This window comes from Escherichia sp. E10V5, assembly GCF_004212315.1.
Taxonomy (GTDB): domain Bacteria; phylum Pseudomonadota; class Gammaproteobacteria; order Enterobacterales; family Enterobacteriaceae; genus Escherichia.
The window spans coordinates 50585-69986 of sequence record NZ_RHJM01000001.1; the positions used below are offsets into that span (position 1 = coordinate 50585).

A 19402-nucleotide genomic window follows, 5' to 3' on the forward strand; every position below is an offset into this window, starting at 1 on the left:
AATGAGTGTGATTGCGCAGGCAGGGGCGAAAGGTCGTCAACTGCATAAATTTGGTGGCAGTAGTCTGGCTGATGTGAAGTGTTATTTGCGTGTCGCGGGCATTATGGCTGAGTACTCCCAGCCCGACGATATGATGGTGGTTTCCGCCGCCGGTAGCACCACTAACCAGTTGATTAACTGGTTGAAACTAAGCCAGACCGATCGTCTCTCTGCGCATCAGGTTCAACAAACGTTGCGTCGTTATCAGTGCGATCTGATTAGCGGCTTGTTACCCGCCGAACAAGCCGATAGCCTCATTAGCGCCTTTGTCAGCGATCTGGAGCGTCTGGCGGCGCTGCTCGACAGCGGTATTAACGACGCGGTGTATGCAGAAGTGGTGGGCCACGGGGAAGTGTGGTCAGCACGCTTAATGTCTGCGGTGCTTAATCAACAAGGGCTGCCAGCGGCATGGCTTGATGCCCGCGAGTTTTTACGCGCCGAACGCGCCGCACAACCGCAGGTTGATGAAGGGCTTTCTTATCCGTTGCTGCAACAGCTACTGGTACAACATCCGGGCAAACGTCTGGTGGTGACTGGGTTTATCAGCCGTAACAACGCTGGTGAAACGGTGCTGCTGGGGCGTAACGGTTCCGACTATTCCGCGACACAAATCGGTGCGCTGGCGGGCGTTTCTCGCGTAACCATCTGGAGCGACGTCGCTGGGGTATACAGCGCCGACCCGCGTAAAGTGAAAGATGCCTGTCTGCTGCCGTTGCTGCGTCTGGATGAAGCCAGCGAACTGGCGCGTCTGGCGGCTCCCGTTCTTCACGCCCGTACTTTACAGCCAGTATCCGGTAGCGAAATCGACCTGCAGCTGCGCTGTAGTTACACGCCAGACCAAGGTTCCACGCGTATTGAACGTGTGCTGGCCTCCGGTACTGGTGCGCGTATTGTCACCAGCCATGATGATGTCTGCTTGATTGAGTTTCAGGTGCCCACCAGCCAGGATTTCAAACTGGCGCATAAAGAGATCGACCAAATCCTGAAACGTGCTCAGGTGCGTCCACTGGCAGTTGGCGTGCATAACGATCGCCAGTTGCTGCAATTTTGCTACACCGCAGAAGTCGCTGACAGTGCGCTGAAAATCCTCGACGAAGCGGGATTACCCGGCGAACTGCGCCTGCGTCAGGGGCTGGCACTGGTGGCGATGGTTGGGGCGGGCGTCACCCGTAACCCGCTGCATTGCCACCGCTTTTGGCAGCAATTGAAAGGCCAGCCGGTCGAGTTTACCTGGCAGTCGGATGACGGCATCAGCCTGGTGGCAGTACTGCGCACCGGACCAACCGAAAGCCTGATTCAGGGGCTGCATCAGTCCGTCTTCCGTGCAGAAAAACGCATCGGCCTGGTGCTGTTCGGCAAGGGCAATATCGGCTCCCGCTGGCTGGAACTGTTCGCCCGCGAGCAGAGTACGCTCTCGGCACGCACCGGCTTTGAATTTGTGCTGGCAGGCGTGGTGGACAGCCGTCGCAGCCTGTTGAGCTACGACGGGCTGGACGCCAGCCGCGCGTTAGCCTTCTTCAACGATGAAGCGGTCGAGCAGGATGAAGAGTCGTTGTTCCTGTGGATGCGCGCCCATCCGTATGATGATTTAGTGGTGCTGGATGTTACTGCCAGCCAGCAGCTTGCTGATCAATATCTCGATTTCGCCAGCCACGGTTTCCACGTCATCAGTGCCAACAAACTGGCGGGAGCCAGCGACAGCAATAAATATCGCCAGATCCACGACGCCTTCGAAAAAACCGGGCGTCACTGGCTGTACAATGCCACCGTCGGTGCGGGCTTGCCGATCAACCATACCGTGCGCGATCTGATCGACAGCGGCGATACTATTTTGTCGATCAGCGGGATCTTCTCCGGCACGCTCTCCTGGCTGTTCCTGCAATTCGACGGTAGCGTGCCGTTTACCGAGCTGGTGGATCAGGCCTGGCAGCAGGGCTTAACCGAGCCTGACCCGCGTGACGATCTCTCTGGCAAAGACGTGATGCGCAAGCTGGTGATTCTGGCGCGTGAAGCAGGTTACAACATCGAACCGGATCAGGTACGCGTGGAGTCGCTGGTGCCTGCCCATTGCGAAGGCGGCAGCATCGACCACTTCTTTGAAAATGGCGATGAACTTAACGAGCAGATGGTACAACGGCTGGAAGCGGCCCGTGAAATGGGGCTGGTGCTGCGCTACGTAGCGCGTTTCGATGCCAACGGCAAAGCGCGTGTAGGCGTGGAAGCGGTACGTGAAGACCATCCGCTGGCATCATTGCTGCCGTGCGATAACGTCTTTGCCATCGAAAGCCGCTGGTATCGCGATAATCCGCTGGTGATCCGTGGGCCTGGCGCAGGGCGCGACGTCACCGCCGGGGCGATTCAGTCGGATATCAACCGACTGGCGCAGTTGTTGTAATCCTGAGCCAGAGAAAGCAGTATTTTCGTTACGCGCCCTGCGGAAAGCGGGGCGCTGTGAGTAAATTCTGCCTGTTTATGTAGCCAGTGGATAAAATGTCTGCTGGTTGCTAATGAGAGCATTTCAGCTTTGCTGTTATTTCCGCCCGTTAATGCACATACCATTTTACGATTTTTTCCCTGAACCCAGAGTTGCCACTGATTTTTCCACCAGCCGTGATAAGTTGTTCCCTGAAAACTCCAGGACGTATTTTCGGTACAGTCAGTTATTTCCTCTTCAATAAACCAAATTTCACCTTGCTGTTGGCGAAACAGATCAGCCCAAACCGTAATAATGGCGCCTCTTAAAAAACACTCGTGTGAAATAACCTGTGTTTTAACTGTCGGGAATAGAATATTCAGTACCCTGAAATGCCCGTGCGCTGTGATAACCGGACGCAGAATAGCGCCTTTAGCATTGCGCTTGAGCGCTGCACTGCCATACTGAATTTCATCAAACTGACTGCGGCGTAGAAATTGTGCTTCGCGCATATCAACGCGTTGTACAATATTATTGTTGTGTAACTCTGGTTCTGCATTTCCTCTGTATCGATAATGCAGACTTTCTCCAGCTTGATGCTGCGTATAATTAGTAGAAAGATGAAGAATATTACCGCGAAGAGCATCAAAACTCATTAAAACATACAGTCTCTGCCCACTGCTACCCCCCTGAAATGGCACCAGAAGAGCAACCGTTTCGATTATTTCGGGAGGCGTTATTTCTTTCTGATATTGTTTAGGTGTCCAGACTTTTTTGCAGTTACGGCATTGAATGCGTTGCGAACCCTGTGGATTGTGACCATAACAAATTGTCTCTGTGCCATAACATACCGGGCAGAAATGGCCCTTTTCAGAGGCCCACGTAGATAAGTGAACTGTCAACCAGTCACGAAATTGTTGTTCGTCAAACAACGGTGGATAGCTTCCACATGCCCGGCAGTGCAATGCTGCATAACCCAGTCGATAGTCAGGCCAGCTGTAATCTGTCGATGTTGACCGTCCTAAATTACGGCAACCAAACGACTTGCAGGCATTAATCGTAAACAGAGTCGACATATATCACCAACGATTTCACAAGGTCGTTGATTTTGTCCGGCAACGCTCCCCTGCGGATGTGATTACTCTCACATAAATAACTCTTTCAGAACGTAATGTAGCAATCCTTTAAATCACTGAAAGGGACTATTTATGAAAATTAAAATACTTGCTGCGGGTATCGCATTAACATTGCCGTTCTGGGCTTGCGCCAAAGATGTCACCATCATTTATACCAACGACCTCCATGCGCATGTCGAGCCTTATAAAGTGCCGTGGCTTGCTGACGGTAAACGGGATATTGGCGGCTGGGCAAATATCACTACGCTGGTTAAGCAAGAAAAAGCAAAAAATAAAGCGACATGGTTTTTTGATGCGGGTGATTATTTTACCGGGCCATATATCAGCAGCCTGACCAAAGGTAAGGCTATTATCGATATTATGAATACTATGCCGTTCGATGCTGTCACGATAGGCAACCATGAATTTGACCACGGCTGGGACAACACATTATTACAGTTGAGTCAGACAAAATTCCCGATTGTGCAGGGCAATGTTTTTTATCAGAACAGCAGTAAATCATTCTGGGATAAGCCCTATACCATCATCGAAAAAGACGGTGTGAAAATAGGCGTTATAGGTTTGCACGGAGTATTTGCCTTTAATGACACGGTATCCGCTGCCACGCGAGTGGGTATTGAGGCGCGCGATGAAATTAAATGGCTACAACGTTATATCGATGAACTCAAAGGCAAGGTTGATTTGACCGTCGCCCTGATCCACGAAGGTGTTCCGGCCCGCCAGTCCAGTATGGGAGGCACAGATGTGCGTCGCGCGTTGGATAAAGATATTCAGACGGCAAGTCAGGTGAAAGGACTGGATATTTTGATCACCGGACATGCACATGTGGGTACGCCGGAACCGATTAAAGTCGGCAATACGCTCATCCTCTCTACTGACAGCGGCGGGATTGATGTGGGCAAACTGGTTCTCGACTACAAAGAGAAGCCGCATGATTTTACGGTGAAAAACTTCGAGCTTAAAACCATTTACGCCGACGAGTGGAAGCCCGATCCGCAAACAAAACAGGTGATCGACGGCTGGAATAAAAAGCTGGATGAAGTGGTGCAACAAACGGTGGCGCAATCGCCGATTGAATTAAAACGTGCCTATGGTGAATCGGCTTCCCTCGGGAACCTGGCGGCTGACGCTTTACTGGCAGCGGCAGGTAAAAACACCCAAATAGCCTTAACCAACTCTGGCGGTATCCGCAATGAGATCCCCGCAGGGGCGATTACGATGGGCGGCGTCATCAGTACGTTCCCGTTCCCCAACGAACTGGTGACGATGGAACTCACGGGTAAACAATTACGCAGTTTGATGGAACACGGCGCAAGTTTGAGTAATGGCGTTTTACAGGTATCGAAAGGCCTGGAAATGAAGTACGACAGCAGCAAGCCGGTTGGTCAGCGGGTTATCTCACTGGCTCTGAATGGCAAACCGATTGAAGATGCGACGGTTTATTCTATTGCCACCCAGAGTTTCCTTGCTGATGGTGGAGATGGTTTTACCGCCTTTACCGAAGGAAAAGCACGCAACACAACGGGCGGTTATTACGTTTATCACGCCGTGGTTGATTACTTCAAAGCGGGTAACACCATCACGGATGAACAGCTCAACGGTATGCGTGTGAAAGATATCAAGTAATCATACGCATTGAGTTGGTTTACACCTTATTGCCGGATGACGATATCGACGTACATCTCATTCGGCATGTGTATTACGCCGATTCCCGCACCACCAGTTGCCCGGAAAGCGCAATTCTTTGGGTTTGCAAATCCGGGTCTTTTAATTTGCGAATCATCAGGGTCGCTGCCTGGCGTCCGGTTTCTTCACTGGCGGAAGATACCCAGGTGAAAACAGGAGAGGTCAGGTTGATATGCAGCATATCTTCAAAACCAATTAGCGCTACCTGCTGGGTCAGAAAGACGTCTTTCCCGACGGTGCGCCCCACCTGATGTATGCCGTTGATGCTGCCAATCATGGCCTCGGGCGAATGGCAGAGCAGGGCGGTAATGGCGTTGTTATTTTCCAGCAACTGGCGCGTTGCCATGCTGGCAGCCCAGGTGTCACCGTCACAGGCTGACGTGAACTCGTCACGACAAGCAATGCCAAATTTTGCCAGGGTCTGGCGAAAACCAACCAGTCGCTGCTGACGGATAAGATCACTTTCTCTGCCACCGAGATAGGCAATGTAACGATGGCCGCGCTCAATTAAATAACGTGTGGCAAGACTTGCTGCCTGCTGGTTGTCACGCAACACCAGGTTGCACTCATCTTTGATAGGCGTTTGTGACGCGACAACAAGGGGAAGCGAACACTGGCGGATTAGCGTGGGGAGGGTTTCACGATGCGCATCGGAAGCCAGATAAATCACTCCGGCAACACCTTGTTGCTTGAAGGAAAGTAAACAACGTTCAAGATGTTCATGTTCGTTCTGTGGTTGCCCAAGGAATACCATATAGCCCCTGGCTTCCAGTTCCTGAACAATACTGGCCATCACTTTGATGGAAAAGCTATCGCTAAAATCACGTAAAATCAGTCCGATAATATTTGACGTGTGGGAACGTAAATTGGCGGCGGCAACATTATGCACGTAGCCCAGTTCGTCAATAGCAGCATGAACTTTCCCGATGGTCGCCTCTGAGATTTTCCCTTTCTGGCGCAGCACTAGCGACACGGTAGAGACGGAAACTCCGGCTCTTTTGGCAACATCAATTATGCTGACTTTCTTCAAACTCACTCCCTGAACAACGTTGATTCTTTAAATAGCAAGAAGGTTCTGGTCAGGGACCAGAACCTCTGACATCGAGTAATCTTAAGGCTATTTACCGATCATCGTCGACATGGTTTGCGCGATAAATTGCGCTCGCGCGCCAAAAATGACCTGAATGCCGTTATCGCCAACATAAACCACGCCACGGGCGCCAATATTATTTAGACCATCCTGATCCACCGCTTCTTTATCAGAGACTTCCAGACGTAAACGCGTGATGCAGGAGCCTACCGATTTAATGTTTTGCTGACCGCCAAGCAGCGTGATGATTTCTGTTGCCAGCTCGTCATCGGTTTTATCATTAGCGCTAACCGTAGTTTCAGTACGACCAGGCGTTTTCACATCAAAACGACGAATAACAAAGCGGAAGGTGAAGTAGTAGATCACCGCCATTGGCACGCCGACGATAATGGCGCTCAGGAAGTTGGTTTCATAGCCGTTAAAGGATGGCAGGATGCCAAACGAAATATAGTCAATAAGCCCTGCAGAGAAGGATTTGGCAATATGTGCATGCAGCAGATACATCGCCATATAGGAAAGGCCTGCCATGATGGCATTGAAGACATACAGCACAGGGGCGACAAAGATAAATGTAAATTCAACGGGTTCTGTAATACCGGTCAGAAAACAGGTTAATGCGGCTGAGAACAGAATACCGGCGGCAATTTTCTTATTCTTTGTGTGCGCTTCATGGTACATCGCCAGGCACGCCGCAGGCAGGGCAAACAGCATCAGGGGGAATTCGCCTTGCATAAATTTACCGGCGTCATGATAACTGTCGCTGCTAAATGATTTCACCCCTTCTTCCAACATCTTGAACCAAATCGTCTGATCGCCGTGAATCATTTGCCCGGCATGGGTAGTGTAATCCCCAAAAGAATACCAAAACGACGGATACCAGATGTGGTGCAAGCCAAGCGGAATGAGCGCTCGTTCAGTTACACCAAAAATAAAGGTCGATGCTGCCTGGTTGTTACCATTAACGATAACCGATAATGCATCGATTCCTGACTGAATGTGTTGCCAGACATAGGGTAGTAACAGGCCAAGAATGAAGGAGAGAAAAGCCGTCGCGATAGCGACAAAGCGTTTCCCGGAGAAAAAACCAAGGAATTCTGGCAATTGCATGGTATGAAAACGGTTGTAACACCACGCCGCCAGGATCCCGCATATCAGGCCGCCAAAAACGCCCATTTGCAATGTGGGGATACCCACCACCATCGCGTATTTGCCGCCTTGCCCGGCCATTTCTGGCGTGATGCTAAGTACGGTGCTGATGGTGATATTGGTGACAAAAACGGAAACGGCTGCGGATAACGCCGCAATTCCCGATTCAGAAGCCAGCCCTACGGCGGAACCGATAGCAAAAAGCATCGGCAAGTTATCAAAAATAATGCCGCCTGCATTCATCATCAACGGCAAATGGAATTTATCTCCGAACGCCAGTAACAGCCCAGCGGCAGGCAGAAGCGAAATTGGCAGCATTAGGGCGCGACCAATCATCGACAATTTAGAAAGTGACTTCACGAAACTCGACATCAGATTCATGCTGATTTCCCCCGAATAGCGCATAAATCTGCGCGAATTAGTCTTTTTTGTATAAGTAGAACGTTCTAGTAGAACGTTCTACTTATCGTGGGGGATGCATAATTGCTCTGCAACATAATTTTGGAGAAATTGTTAATAGTTTGAAGTAGTTCAAATAATAAACATGCAGTATTGAATGCAAATTATGGTATCTATTTGTTTTATTTAAATAAGTGTCCAGCTAACACAGACGAGCATATTAATTAACTCTTATTTAAATCAATTTGAAGCCGATGGTTTATCCGTTTATTCATTACTTCGCGCGCGATAATGTGAGAGAACCCATTTACTCCCACATTCAAATGAAGAAAATTCATCTTCCCTGATTTTTCCTCACCATCATGGGGCATTTTTTCGGTTGACGCCCCTCGGCTTTTCCTTCATCTTTACATCTGGACGTCTAAATGGATAGATGTTCACAACACAACATATAACTACAAGCGATTGATGAGGTAAGGTATGAGCTTTTTTCACGCCAGCCAGCGGGATGCCCTGAATCAGAGCCTGGCCGAAGTCCAGGGGCAGATTAATGTTTCGTTCGAATTTTTCCCGCCGCGTACCAGTGAAATGGAGCAGACCCTGTGGAACTCCATCGATCGCCTCAGCAGCCTGAAACCTAAGTTTGTATCGGTGACCTATGGCGCAAACTCCGGTGAGCGCGACCGCACGCACAGCATTATTAAAGGCATTAAAGATCGCACCGGTCTGGAAGCGGCGCCGCATCTTACCTGCATTGATGCGACGCCTGCCGAGCTGCGGACCATCGCCCGCGATTACTGGAATAACGGTATTCGCCATATCGTGGCGCTGCGTGGCGACCTGCCGCCGGGAAGCGGTAAGCCGGAAATGTATGCCTCTGACCTGGTGACGCTGTTAAAAGACGTCGCGGATTTCGATATCTCCGTGGCGGCGTATCCGGAAGTGCATCCGGAAGCGAAAAGCGCCCAGGCGGATTTGCTTAACCTGAAACGCAAAGTGGACGCCGGCGCCAATCGCGCAATTACCCAATTCTTCTTTGATGTCGAAAGCTACCTGCGTTTTCGTGATCGCTGCGTTTCGGCGGGTATCGATGTGGAAATTATTCCTGGCATTTTGCCCGTCTCTAACTTTAAACAGGCGAAGAAATTTGCTGACATGACCAACGTACGCATTCCGGCGTGGATGGCGCAAATGTTTGATGGTCTGGATGACGACGCCGAAACCCGCAAGCTGGTGGGCGCGAATATTGCGATGGATATGGTGAAGATTTTAAGCCGTGAAGGAGTGAAAGATTTCCACTTCTATACGCTTAACCGCGCTGAAATGAGTTACGCGATTTGCCACACATTGGGTGTCCGACCTGGTTTATAAGTGCTTTGGTTTCTGTAAAAATCACACGGTGATCACAAAATTAAAACAAAGCACAAAATGCCTCCTCGAAGCGAGGGGGCAGACAAGTAAAACTATTGACTCGCTTTTTCTCCTTCATTCCTTAAAAGAACAGAGAGAAAACAGGGATAAAACCCTTTTTTATAAGGTATTTGTCCGTAATCGGACATAATCAAAAAGGCTTATTTAAGATCAATTTGATCTACATCTCTTTAACTAATGATATGTAAGATCCCAACTATCGCATCCGTGGATTAATTCAATTATAACTTCTCTCTAACGCTGTGTATCGTAAGGGTAACACTGTAGAGGGAGTATATTGATGAGCACGTCAGACGATATCCATAACACAACAGCAGCCGGAAAATGCCCGTTCCATCATGGCGGTCATGACCAGAGCGCCGGTGCGGGAACAACCACTCATGACTGGTGGCCAAAACAACTCCGTGTTGACCTGTTAAACCAACATTCTAACCGTTCTAACCCACTGGGTGAGGACTTCGACTACCGCAAAGAATTTAGCAAGCTAGATTACTACGGCCTGAAAAAAGATCTGAAAGATCTGCTGACAGAGTCTCAACCGTGGTGGCCAGCAGACTGGGGCAGCTACGCTGGTCTGTTTATTCGTATGGCCTGGCACGGCGCGGGGACTTACCGTTCAATCGATGGTCGCGGCGGCGCGGGTCGTGGTCAGCAACGTTTTGCACCGCTCAACTCCTGGCCGGATAACGTCAGCCTGGATAAAGCGCGTCGTCTGTTGTGGCCAATCAAACAAAAATATGGTCAGAAAATCTCCTGGGCCGACCTGTTTATCCTCGCGGGTAACGTGGCGCTGGAAAACTCCGGTTTCCGTACCTTCGGTTTTGGTGCCGGTCGTGAAGACGTCTGGGAACCGGATCTGGATGTTAACTGGGGTGATGAAAAAACCTGGCTTGCCCACCGTAACCCGGAAGAACTGGCAAAACGCCCATTAGCAGCAACCGAAATGGGGCTGATTTACGTTAACCCGGAAGGACCAAATGCCAGTGGCGAACCGCTTTCTGCGGCTGCAGCTATTCGCGCGACATTTGGCAATATGGGGATGAACGACGAAGAAACCGTTGCGCTGATCGCGGGTGGTCATACGTTAGGTAAAACTCACGGCGCAGGCCCGGCAACGCACGTAGGTCCTGATCCAGAAGCGGCCCCGATCGAAAACCAGGGCTTAGGCTGGAAAAGTGATTTTGGTTCCGGTGTCGGTGCTGATGCCATTACGTCAGGTCTGGAAGTCGTCTGGACGCAAACGCCGACCCAGTGGAGCAACTATTTCTTCGAAAACCTGTTCAAATATGAGTGGGTACAGACTCGTAGCCCGGCAGGCGCCATCCAGTTTGAAGCCGTAGATGCACCGGAAATTATCCCAGATCCGTTCGATCCGTCGAAGAAACGTAAGCCGACGATGCTGGTCACTGACCTGACGCTGCGTTTTGATCCAGAGTTTGAGAAGATTTCACGTCGCTTCCTTGACGATCCGCAAGCGTTCAACGAAGCCTTTGCCCGTGCGTGGTTCAAACTGACGCACAGGGATATGGGGCCGAAATCTCGTTACATCGGACCGGAAGTGCCGAAAGAAGATCTGATCTGGCAAGATCCGCTGCCACATGCGTTCTTCAACCCGAGCGAGGAAGATATCCTTAACCTGAAGACGGCGATTGCTGAGTCTGGTCTCTCTGTGAGCGAGCTGGTTTCTGTTGCCTGGGCTTCTGCCTCCACCTTCCGCGGCGGGGATAAACGTGGCGGTGCCAACGGTGCGCGTCTGGCATTAGCTCCGCAGCGCGACTGGGAGGTTAATGCCGCAGCAGCACGCGCATTGCCGGTGCTGGAGGGGATCTATAAATCCTCACACACGGCTTCACTCGCTGACATTATTGTTCTCGCCGGTGTTGTTGGTGTCGAAAAAGCGGCGAGTGCTGCGGGTATCAGCATCAGTGTTCCGTTCACACCAGGCCGCGTAGATGCACGTCAGGATCAGACGGATATCGAGATGTTCGAGCTGCTCAAACCTGTTGCTGATGGTTTCCGTAACTATCGCGCTGCGTCGGGCGAGGCTACCACTGAATCACTGCTGATCGATAAAGCGCAGCAACTGACGCTGACTGCACCAGAAATGACTGTGCTGGTGGGCGGGATGCGTGTGCTGGGCGCCAACTTCGATGGCAGTAAAAACGGCGTCTTCACTGACCGTGTGGGCGTATTGAGCAATGACTTCTTTGTGAACTTGCTGGATATGCGCTACGAGTGGAAAGCGACCGACGAATCGAAAGAGCTGTTCGAAGGCCGTGATCGTGAAACGAGTGAAGTGAAATACACCGCCAGCCGTGCGGACCTGGTATTTGGTTCTAACTCCGTTCTGCGTGCACTGGCAGAAGTTTACGCCAGCAGCGATGCCCACGAGAAATTTGTTAAAGACTTCGTGGCAGCATGGGTGAAAGTGATGAACCTCGACCGTTTCGACCTGCTGTAATCTGACCTTCTTCAGCGACTGCCTTTCAGGCAGTCGCTGAAGTTTCTTTACCGGCGTATAGTGTCCACAGGAAAACTACACACTGGATCTCTCATGTCTGCCGCAGGAAAGAGCAACCCACTGGCAATCAGTGGCCTGGTTGCGCTCACACTTATCTGGAGTTATAGCTGGATTTTCATGAAGCAAGTCACCAGCTACATCGGTGCCTTCGACTTCACCGCCTTACGCTGCATTTTCGGCGCTCTCGTTTTATTCATCGTTCTTTTGTTACGTGGTCGCGGAATGCGCCCGACGCCGTTTAAATACACCTTAGCCATTGCCCTGTTACAAACCTGCGGGATGGTTGGCTTGGCGCAGTGGGCGCTGGTCAGCGGTGGAGCGGGGAAAGTGGCGATCCTGAGCTATACCATGCCGTTCTGGGTGGTGATTTTCGCCGCGTTGTTTCTCGGTGAACGCCTGCGACGTGGGCAATATTTCGCGATTCTGATTGCCGCTTTCGGTTTATTTTTGGTGTTGCAGCCGTGGCAACTCGATTTCTCTTCGATGAAAAGCGCCATGCTGGCGATCCTCTCCGGCGTCAGTTGGGGGGCGAGTGCCATTGTCGCTAAACGCCTTTACGCCCGTCATCCGCGCGTGGATTTATTGTCGTTAACATCCTGGCAGATGCTGTATGCGGCGCTGGTGATGAGCGTAGTCGCCTGGCTGGTGCCGCAACGTGAAATTGACTGGCAGCCCACCGTGTTCTGGGCGCTGGCCTACAGTGCAATTCTGGCGACGGCGCTGGCGTGGAGCTTATGGTTGTTTGTATTGAAAAACTTGCCTGCCAGTATTGCCAGCTTAAGCACACTGGCCGTTCCCGTTTGCGGCGTACTCTTTTCCTGGTGGCTGCTCGGTGAAAATCCTGGTGCGGTTGAAGGTAGCGGTATTGTGCTGATTGTGCTGGCATTGGCGCTGGTGAGCCGTAAGAAAAAAGAAGCCGTCAGCGTAAAAAGGATCTGAATTTTTTCTTCATGTGGGGCGAGCTCTTATTTAACAAAATAGCGATAGTGCCCCACAATCCGCCAGCTAAACAGCACATCTTCTTCCTGCGCGCCCGCGCCAATGTTATGTATCACCAGCGGCGTACCGTCGCGGGCGAATCCATCTGAAACCACCCCAATATGTGCCAGCCCGTTGTCCAGTCGCCAGGAGACAATATCGCCCGCCTGGTAGTCACTGGCGTTGTTGCTGGTAGGGCGCGTTTTATCGTGGCGGGTAAACCAGGTTTCCAGATTAGGCACCCGACGGTGATCGATGTTGCTGTCCGGGCGCTTTAACTTCCACTTTTGCGGATAATCGGCAAAATTCTTCGCCATATCTTCGTGAACCAGTTTCTGCAAATCGACCTTCTGGCTGCGCAAGGCGCGGATCACCACATCGGAACATACGCCGCGTTCTTGCGGGACATCACCGCCAGGATAGGTAAGCTGCACATACGCCGGATCGTAAAATAGCGTGCTGCCAATTTGCTGTCTGGCACCGTCCGCGATGGCAAGATTGGTGTTGGCCTGGATTGGTACCACGGCTGGTGGAACGGCGGGAGATTTTAAGGGGGGGCTGGTAAATGCCGTTAGCAGGCTGACCAGCGCCAGTGAAGCTTTCATCTGTTTCATCCGTGAAAATAAGAGTCACAGATTCGACCTTCCGGGCTAACGATTGTTCTGTGGAGAAAATGTTCAGAAGCGGATAAAAAAACTCCCAATCAACGTGGGAGTTTCAGATTACTGGCACAGAGTGCCGGATGCGACGTGAACGCCTTATTTGGCCTGCAAAAACACGCAAATTCAATATATTGCAGAGATTAGGTAGGCCACATAAGCGTAGCGCATCAGGCTATTTTGTGTTCAAACTCCCGGATAAGCCGGGAGTTTGACATAGGTTATTCCCACTCTTGCAGGAAACGCTGACCGTACTGGTCGGCTACCAGCAGTGCGGCGTAAACCTGATCTGGCGTCGCGCCGCCAGGCATGTTGTGAATGGTTTCACCTTCTGCACATGCCGCTTCTGCCACAATTCGCATTTTCGCCGGGACATCTTCTTTAATATCCAGTTGAGCGAGAGTTATTGGCAAACCTACCGCATGGCTAAGTGCGGCTACGGTTTCGATTTCCTCAACCGGCGCGTTTTCCAGAACCAGCTGCGTCAGCGTACCGAATGCCACTTTTTCACCGTGATAATAGTGATGCGCATCTGGGATAGCGGTCAGGCCGTTATGCACCGCGTGTGCCGCCGCCAGACCACCGCTTTCAAAACCAACGCCGCTCAAATAGGTGTTCGCTTCAATCACGCGCTCCAGCGCCGGAGTCACTACATGCTGTTCGGCGGCAAGCATCGCTTTTTCGCCTTCTTCCAGCAGGGTGTTGTAGCACAGTTCAGCCAGCGCCAGCGCCGCCTGAGTACACTTACCGCCCGCCATGGTGGTCGCGCCGCTACGAGAGCATGCACGCGCTTCAAACCAGGTTGCCAGCGCATCACCAATACCCGCTGCTAACAGACGCGCAGGTGCGCCCGCGACGATTTTGGTGTCGACAATGACCATATTCGGGTTATTTGGCAGCAGCAGATAGCGGTCAAATTCACCATCATCGGTGTAAATAACAGACAACGCACTGCACGGCGCGTCGGTAGAAGCGATGGTCGGTGCGATTGCTACCGGAACACCCATGAAATGCGCCAGTGCTTTGGCGGTATCAAGGGTTTTACCGCCGCCAATACCGAGAATCGCGCCACACTGTGCCGTTTCGGCAATGCCGCGCAGACGATCGATCTCATTTTGCGAACATTCACCGCCAAAGGGGGCGATTTCAACAACCAGCCCGGCATCTTTAAAGCTTTGCTCGACGGTTGCCTGAGCAAAACCTAATACAAATTTATCGCCAACAACCAACCAACGTTCTGCCAGCGGCTTCAGGTATTCGCCCAGGCGATTAATGACATCAGCGCCCTGGATGTATTTACCCGGTGATTGAATAATGCGGTCCATAATTGCTCCTTTAGAGATGAGTAGTGCCAAATGCGGCATTCCAGTCGTGCTCGAACTTCTCTATAGCCGACTCTACCGCAGGGGTGTTGAGCATTTGTTGCGCTACATCTAAGGGCAGTGTGATGGATTCACATCCTGCCAACAAACAATCCAGCGCCTGACGTGGTGTTTTAAAGCTGGCAGCCAGCACCATGCTTTCTGGCGCGTGCATTTCCAGTAACGCTTGCAGCTCCTGGACGGTACGAATGCCGTCTCCGCCCTGAGCGTCCACGCGATTTACATAGGGAGCAACGTATTTTGCCCCTGCCAGCGCGGCCAGCAATCCTTGCGCGGCGCTGTACACTGCGGTGCCAAGTGTAGTAATACCCTCTTTTTTCAGTATTTTAATTGCTGCCAGACCTTCGGAAGTCACCGGGATTTTCACCACAATGCCCGGAATGGCGTCGCGCAGGCGCTTCGCTTCTTCCACCATACCCTGCGCGTCGCGGCTCATGGTCTGAGCAAACAGAATGCCTTCATCACCAATCGCTTTTTGCAGACGCGGCAGCACTTCCCAGATGGACTCCTTGCTGGCAGCGATAATGCTCGGGTTAGTTGTCACCCCGGCAATGGGGAATATGCGTGCCAGACGTTCGACTTCTGCGACGTTAGCGGTGTCCAGATACAGTTCCATGATGTTTCCTTTTACAGTTCCAGTTCATGTTGCAGCAGGCTGGCGATAGCGTCGGCAGAGGCGGCGTTAACCAGCGCGTTACGGAATTCTTCGTGCATGATGCGACGAGCGAGACGCGAGAAAATGCGCATATGCTGATCGCCCGCGGCGTGTTTGTTCAGGGTTAACATAATGATGAATTGCGCTTCATCATCGCCCCAGCGCACCGGCGCTTGCAGACGCGCTACACTGATGGTGGATTGCTCAATGTGTTCTGATTTGCTGTGTGGAATGGCGAAACTAAAGCCCAGACCGGTAGAGAAAACGGCCTCGCGCGCCCACAAGTCGGCTTCCAGTTTACGCGGATAGCGGCAGCGGCCCGCCAGCAGCAGGTTATCGGTCATGCCTTTGAGCACTTCTTCTTTGCTGCGCCAGTCGCTTTCCAGCGTGATGCATTCGGCGGTGACCAGCGGTGCGTCCTGTTGCGTCATACGGAATTGCGCCAGCAGGTGTTCCACTTCCAGCGAAGTTCGGCAGGCCATTGCCTGGTTGAGCAACTGGCGGCATTCGCGGCTATCAAGCTGTGCCATTCGCGCTTTCGCTGCCGGAATCGACGGCGCGCTCATGCTCAGTTCATCCAGACCTAAACCAATCAGCAACGGCAGCACGGAACCTTTCGCCCCCAGTTCTCCGCACAGACCAATCCATTTCCCCTGGCGATGCACCGCCTGCACGGCGTAATCGAGCGCCCGCAAGAATGCCGGATTCAGGCTGTTGTAGTGACGAGTAACCTTAGCGTTATCGCGATCCACCGCCAGCAGATACTGCGTCAGGTCATTACTACCGATACTAAAGAAGTCAATCTCTTCGCAGCATTGATCGATGATGAACATCACCGACGGCACTTCCAGCATAATGCCGAGCTGGATCTTCTCATCAAACGGAATGTGTTCGTTGCGTAGCTGCTGTTTGGCTTCTGCCAGTTTTTCTTTCACCCATAAGATCTCTTCCATTGACGAGATCATCGGGATCATGATTTTCAGGCTGCCGTGAGCAGAGGCGCGCAGGATCGAGCGTAGTTGTGTGGTGAACAGCGAGGCGTATTCTTCATAAATACGCACCGCGCGATAACCGAGGAACGGGTTAGCTTCTGCCGGAATGTTCAGATAATCAACGGGTTTGTCACCGCCAATATCCATAGTGCGCACAATAATGCTGCGCCCGTTGGCGGACTCCAGCGCCTGACAAAAAATGTTGTACAGCTCGCTTTCGCCCGGAGCACTGGTGCGATCCATATAGAGCATTTCAGTGCGGAACAAACCAACGCCTTCCGCACCATTGCCAAATGCGGCCTGCGCTTCCACGGAGTGGGCGATATTCGCCGCGACTTCGATACGGATACCGTCAGCGGTACGCGCTTGCTGGGTCAGCCAGACACGCTGTTGCTCACGCAGAGCGTCCTGTACGCGGGCTTCTTGCTGATAATAACGGGCCACGGATTCCCCTGGCTCAACCACAATTGCCCCGGCGTTGCCGTCGATATAAATCGTTTGTTGCTGCCACGGGGTAAGGGCATCGATATCCACACCAACCAGCGTCGGAATGTTGAACGAACGAGCAAGAATTACCGTGTGTGAGGTGGTGCCGCCGCTTTTGAGCAACAATCCTTTGAGGTGATTTTTATCCAGTTCGAGGAACTGGCTGGGGGTCAGTTCATCCGCCATACAAATAGCGGGATGTGTCAGTTTACCTGGCGCCGGAAAGCGTTGTTCACCGTAGATTTGCTGGAGTAACTGGAAGCACACGTCGCGCACATCCAGCGCACGCTCTTGCAGGTAGCTACTGCTGGAACGGGCGAACTCTTCGCAAAAGTGATTCGCACTGGCGACAATTGCTTCGGCGCAGCTTAATCCCTCGCTAACGCCTGCCAGTAAATGTTCGCGCAGGGACGTGTCGCCAGCCAGCGAGCGGTGCGCTTCCAGAATCGCGCTGGTAGCACCGTCGCTATCCAGCAGACGAAACTCAATGTTTTTCATCACCAGCGTCAGGCCGTTTTCCAGCGCGGATTGCTCAGCGTCCACACCTTTGGCGGCGGGAAGATTACCCAGTGCGTTGAGATCTAACGATGAAATTGGCGTCAGCGTGCCGCCTGCGCTACCGCTACATACGGTGCGGGCGCGAATAATGCGCGGATTCAAATTAGTGAGTGAAACCGGCAGCGGCTCCAGCTCGTCAGATTTAACTTCTGCCAGCGGCGCATCGCAGTGGGGGAATTCATCACGTAACCACTGGCTCAAGCGCTGGTGTGCTGCTTGTTCGTCAGCCCCGGAAATCAGTAACTGGCAGTTATCGCCCACCAGTGTATCGGTACCAATCAGCGCCAGGGCGCTTTTGGCGTTGCCTTTACGGTCAGTACGCAGGTTATGCCACTCAATTTGAGATGAAAAAGTATTACACAGCGTTTCAACGTGGCTTGCCGGACGCGCATGTACGCCGTTAGGCAGCTCACAAATAAATTCCACAATCAGGGCCATTGCCTCTCTCCCGGTACGGTTTTCTGTTTACAGGATAAGAGCGCATGGCAACGACCTGCCATGTGACAAATCTGCCAAAAGCTGGACAAATGTAATGTAACCGCCAATTTGCGACGCGTCTCACAAGACGCGCCATTCCGGCATGATTCCGAGTTAACGCAAGTTATGAGGCGGATCGCATTTTTGTACTGACATTACAAAAGTCCAGTAAATGGCCTTTTTATCCACTGTTTGACCTGCTTGCGATTGCCTATTGTTTCTCCCATCAAAAAATATGGACATAGGCTTGGGTAAGCCTGGGAGCGACTTATGAATGAGTTGGTACAGATCCTGAAAAACACTCGTCAGCACTTAATGACGGGCGTTTCACACATGATTCCCTTTGTGGTAGCGGGCGGTATTTTGCTGGCGGTTTCCGTCATGTTGTATGGCAAAGGCGCAGTGCCGGATGCCGTAGCCGATCCGAATCTGAAAAAACTGTTTGATATCGGCGTTGCAGGTTTGACGCTGATGGTGCCTTTCCTCGCCGCTTACATCGGTTATTCCATTGCAGAACGTTCTGCGCTGGCCCCGTGTGCTATCGGTGCCTGGGTTGGTAACAGCTTTGGTGCGGGCTTCTTTGGTGCGCTGATCGCCGGGATCATCGGCGGCATTGTGGTGCATTACCTGAAGAAAATCCCGGTGCATAAAGTTCTGCGCTCGGTGATGCCTATCTTCATTATTCCGATCGTCGGTACCTTAATTACCGCTGGCGTCATGATGTGGGGGCTGGGCGAGCCGGTAGGCGCGTTGACTAACAGCCTGACTCAGTGGCTTCAGGGTATGCAGCAAGGCAGCGTGGTGATGCTGGCGGTGATTATGGGGCTGATGCTGGCGTTCGATATGGGCGGCCCGGTTAACAAAGTGGCCTATGCGTTCATGCTGATTTGCGTTGCTCAGGGTGTTTATACCGTGGTGGCAATTGCTGCCGTGGGGATCTGTGTTCCGCCGCTGGGCATGGGGCTGGCAACGCTGATTGGTCGTAAAAATTTCTCCGCGGAAGAGCGCGAAACCGGTAAAGCGGCGCTGGTAATGGGCTGTGTTGGCGTCACCGAAGGGGCGATTCCTTTCGCTGCCGCCGATCCGTTGCGTGTCATTCCTTCCATTATGGTAGGGACTGTCTGTGGCACGGTGACCGCAGCAATGGTAGGTGCGCAGTGCTATGCAGGCTGGGGTGGTCTGATTGTGCTGCCGGTGGTTGAAGGCAAGTTGGGTTACATCGCGGCAGTGGCTGTTGGGGCTGTAGCAACGGCTATCTGCGTTAACGTGCTGAAAAGTCTGGCGCGTAAAAATGGATCTTCGACTGATGAGAAGGAAGACGACCTGGATCTGGATTTTGAAATTAATTAATTGA

Annotated in this window: 13 protein-coding genes; 6 read left to right on the forward strand and 7 right to left on the reverse strand. The window is 52.1% G+C overall.

The features are described from left to right. Window position 1: 1 nt before the first annotated feature. Window positions 2-2434 carry a bifunctional aspartate kinase/homoserine dehydrogenase II gene (metL, locus tag D9738_RS00250; protein WP_130206588.1) on the forward strand — a complete coding sequence of 811 codons (2433 nt, stop codon included), beginning with the start codon at window positions 2-4 and terminating at the stop codon, window positions 2432-2434. Here metL and D9738_RS00255 read toward each other — a convergent pair. Continuing rightward, window positions 2398-3528: a cytoplasmic protein gene (locus tag D9738_RS00255; protein ID WP_130259294.1), complete on the reverse strand. Its 1131-nt coding sequence runs from the start codon at window positions 3526-3528 to the stop codon at window positions 2398-2400. The genes metL and D9738_RS00255 overlap by 37 nt on opposite strands. 132 nt (window positions 3529-3660) lie before the next feature. Between D9738_RS00255 and D9738_RS00260 the strand changes: the two genes are divergently transcribed. Next, window positions 3661-5214, forward strand: a complete 1554-nt coding sequence (locus tag D9738_RS00260) for a bifunctional UDP-sugar hydrolase/5'-nucleotidase (protein WP_130259295.1) — start codon at window positions 3661-3663, stop codon at window positions 5212-5214. Window positions 5215-5287: 73 nt separating this feature from the next. On the opposite strand, the gene malI is transcribed toward D9738_RS00260, so the two are convergent. Beyond that, complete coding sequence (gene malI, locus D9738_RS00265) at window positions 5288-6304, reverse strand: Mal regulon transcriptional regulator MalI (protein WP_130259296.1); 1017 nt, start codon at window positions 6302-6304, stop codon at window positions 5288-5290. Between the two features lie 87 nt (window positions 6305-6391). After that, window positions 6392-7891, reverse strand: a complete 1500-nt coding sequence (locus D9738_RS00270; protein WP_130259297.1) for a PTS transporter subunit EIIC — start codon at window positions 7889-7891, stop codon at window positions 6392-6394. 498 nt (window positions 7892-8389) lie between these two features. On the opposite strand from D9738_RS00270, the gene metF reads away from it, so the two are divergent. From metF to yijE, 3 genes are all read left to right on the forward strand, one after another. Further along, the gene (gene metF, locus D9738_RS00275) at window positions 8390-9280 is read left to right on the forward strand and encodes a methylenetetrahydrofolate reductase (RefSeq protein ID WP_130258331.1); all 891 of its coding nucleotides are present in this window, start codon (window positions 8390-8392) and stop codon (window positions 9278-9280) included. A 340-nt stretch (window positions 9281-9620) separates the two neighbouring features. Beyond that, window positions 9621-11801, forward strand: a complete 2181-nt coding sequence (katG, locus tag D9738_RS00280; RefSeq protein WP_130259298.1) for a catalase/peroxidase HPI — start codon at window positions 9621-9623, stop codon at window positions 11799-11801. A 93-nt stretch (window positions 11802-11894) separates the two neighbouring features. Further along, window positions 11895-12800: a cystine transporter YijE gene (gene yijE / locus D9738_RS00285; protein WP_130206576.1), complete on the forward strand. Its 906-nt coding sequence runs from the start codon at window positions 11895-11897 to the stop codon at window positions 12798-12800. A 26-nt stretch (window positions 12801-12826) separates the two neighbouring features. Here the strand turns inward: yijE and D9738_RS00290 are convergent, their stop codons facing one another. The 4 genes from D9738_RS00290 to ptsP form a co-directional block, all read right to left on the reverse strand. Next, on the reverse strand, window positions 12827-13444 hold the full coding sequence (locus D9738_RS00290; protein WP_130259299.1) for a DUF1287 domain-containing protein: 618 nt from the start codon (window positions 13442-13444) through the stop codon (window positions 12827-12829). A gap of 275 nt (window positions 13445-13719) precedes the next feature. Beyond that, window positions 13720-14823: a bifunctional L-1,2-propanediol dehydrogenase/glycerol dehydrogenase gene (gene gldA / locus D9738_RS00295; RefSeq protein WP_130206574.1), complete on the reverse strand. Its 1104-nt coding sequence runs from the start codon at window positions 14821-14823 to the stop codon at window positions 13720-13722. A gap of 10 nt (window positions 14824-14833) precedes the next feature. Continuing rightward, a complete protein-coding gene (fsa, locus tag D9738_RS00300) occupies window positions 14834-15496 on the reverse strand; it encodes a fructose-6-phosphate aldolase (RefSeq protein ID WP_000424838.1) in 663 nt (220 codons plus the stop codon). Between the two features lie 11 nt (window positions 15497-15507). Next, window positions 15508-18009, reverse strand: a complete 2502-nt coding sequence (gene ptsP, locus D9738_RS00305; protein ID WP_130259300.1) for a phosphoenolpyruvate--protein phosphotransferase — start codon at window positions 18007-18009, stop codon at window positions 15508-15510. 309 nt (window positions 18010-18318) lie between these two features. Between ptsP and D9738_RS00310 the strand changes: the two genes are divergently transcribed. Next, on the forward strand, window positions 18319-19398 hold the full coding sequence (locus tag D9738_RS00310; protein WP_130259301.1) for a PTS fructose transporter subunit EIIC: 1080 nt from the start codon (window positions 18319-18321) through the stop codon (window positions 19396-19398). Window positions 19399-19402 lie beyond the last annotated feature (4 nt).

Coding starts and splice junctions, on each gene's coding strand:
- D9738_RS00270 (WP_130259297.1), bottom strand. CDS start 7,891: ATGAATCTGATGTCGAGTTTCGTGAAGTCACTTTCTAAATTGTCGATG.
- gldA (WP_130206574.1), bottom strand. CDS start 14,823: ATGGACCGCATTATTCAATCACCGGGTAAATACATCCAGGGCGCTGAT.
- katG (WP_130259298.1), top strand. CDS start 9,621: ATGAGCACGTCAGACGATATCCATAACACAACAGCAGCCGGAAAATGC.
- metF (WP_130258331.1), top strand. CDS start 8,390: ATGAGCTTTTTTCACGCCAGCCAGCGGGATGCCCTGAATCAGAGCCTG.
- ptsP (WP_130259300.1), bottom strand. CDS start 18,009: ATGGCCCTGATTGTGGAATTTATTTGTGAGCTGCCTAACGGCGTACAT.
- D9738_RS00260 (WP_130259295.1), top strand. CDS start 3,661: ATGAAAATTAAAATACTTGCTGCGGGTATCGCATTAACATTGCCGTTC.
- metL (WP_130206588.1), top strand. CDS start 2: ATGAGTGTGATTGCGCAGGCAGGGGCGAAAGGTCGTCAACTGCATAAA.
- D9738_RS00255 (WP_130259294.1), bottom strand. CDS start 3,528: ATGTCGACTCTGTTTACGATTAATGCCTGCAAGTCGTTTGGTTGCCGT.
- D9738_RS00290 (WP_130259299.1), bottom strand. CDS start 13,444: ATGAAAGCTTCACTGGCGCTGGTCAGCCTGCTAACGGCATTTACCAGC.
- fsa (WP_000424838.1), bottom strand. CDS start 15,496: ATGGAACTGTATCTGGACACCGCTAACGTCGCAGAAGTCGAACGTCTG.
- D9738_RS00310 (WP_130259301.1), top strand. CDS start 18,319: ATGAATGAGTTGGTACAGATCCTGAAAAACACTCGTCAGCACTTAATG.
- yijE (WP_130206576.1), top strand. CDS start 11,895: ATGTCTGCCGCAGGAAAGAGCAACCCACTGGCAATCAGTGGCCTGGTT.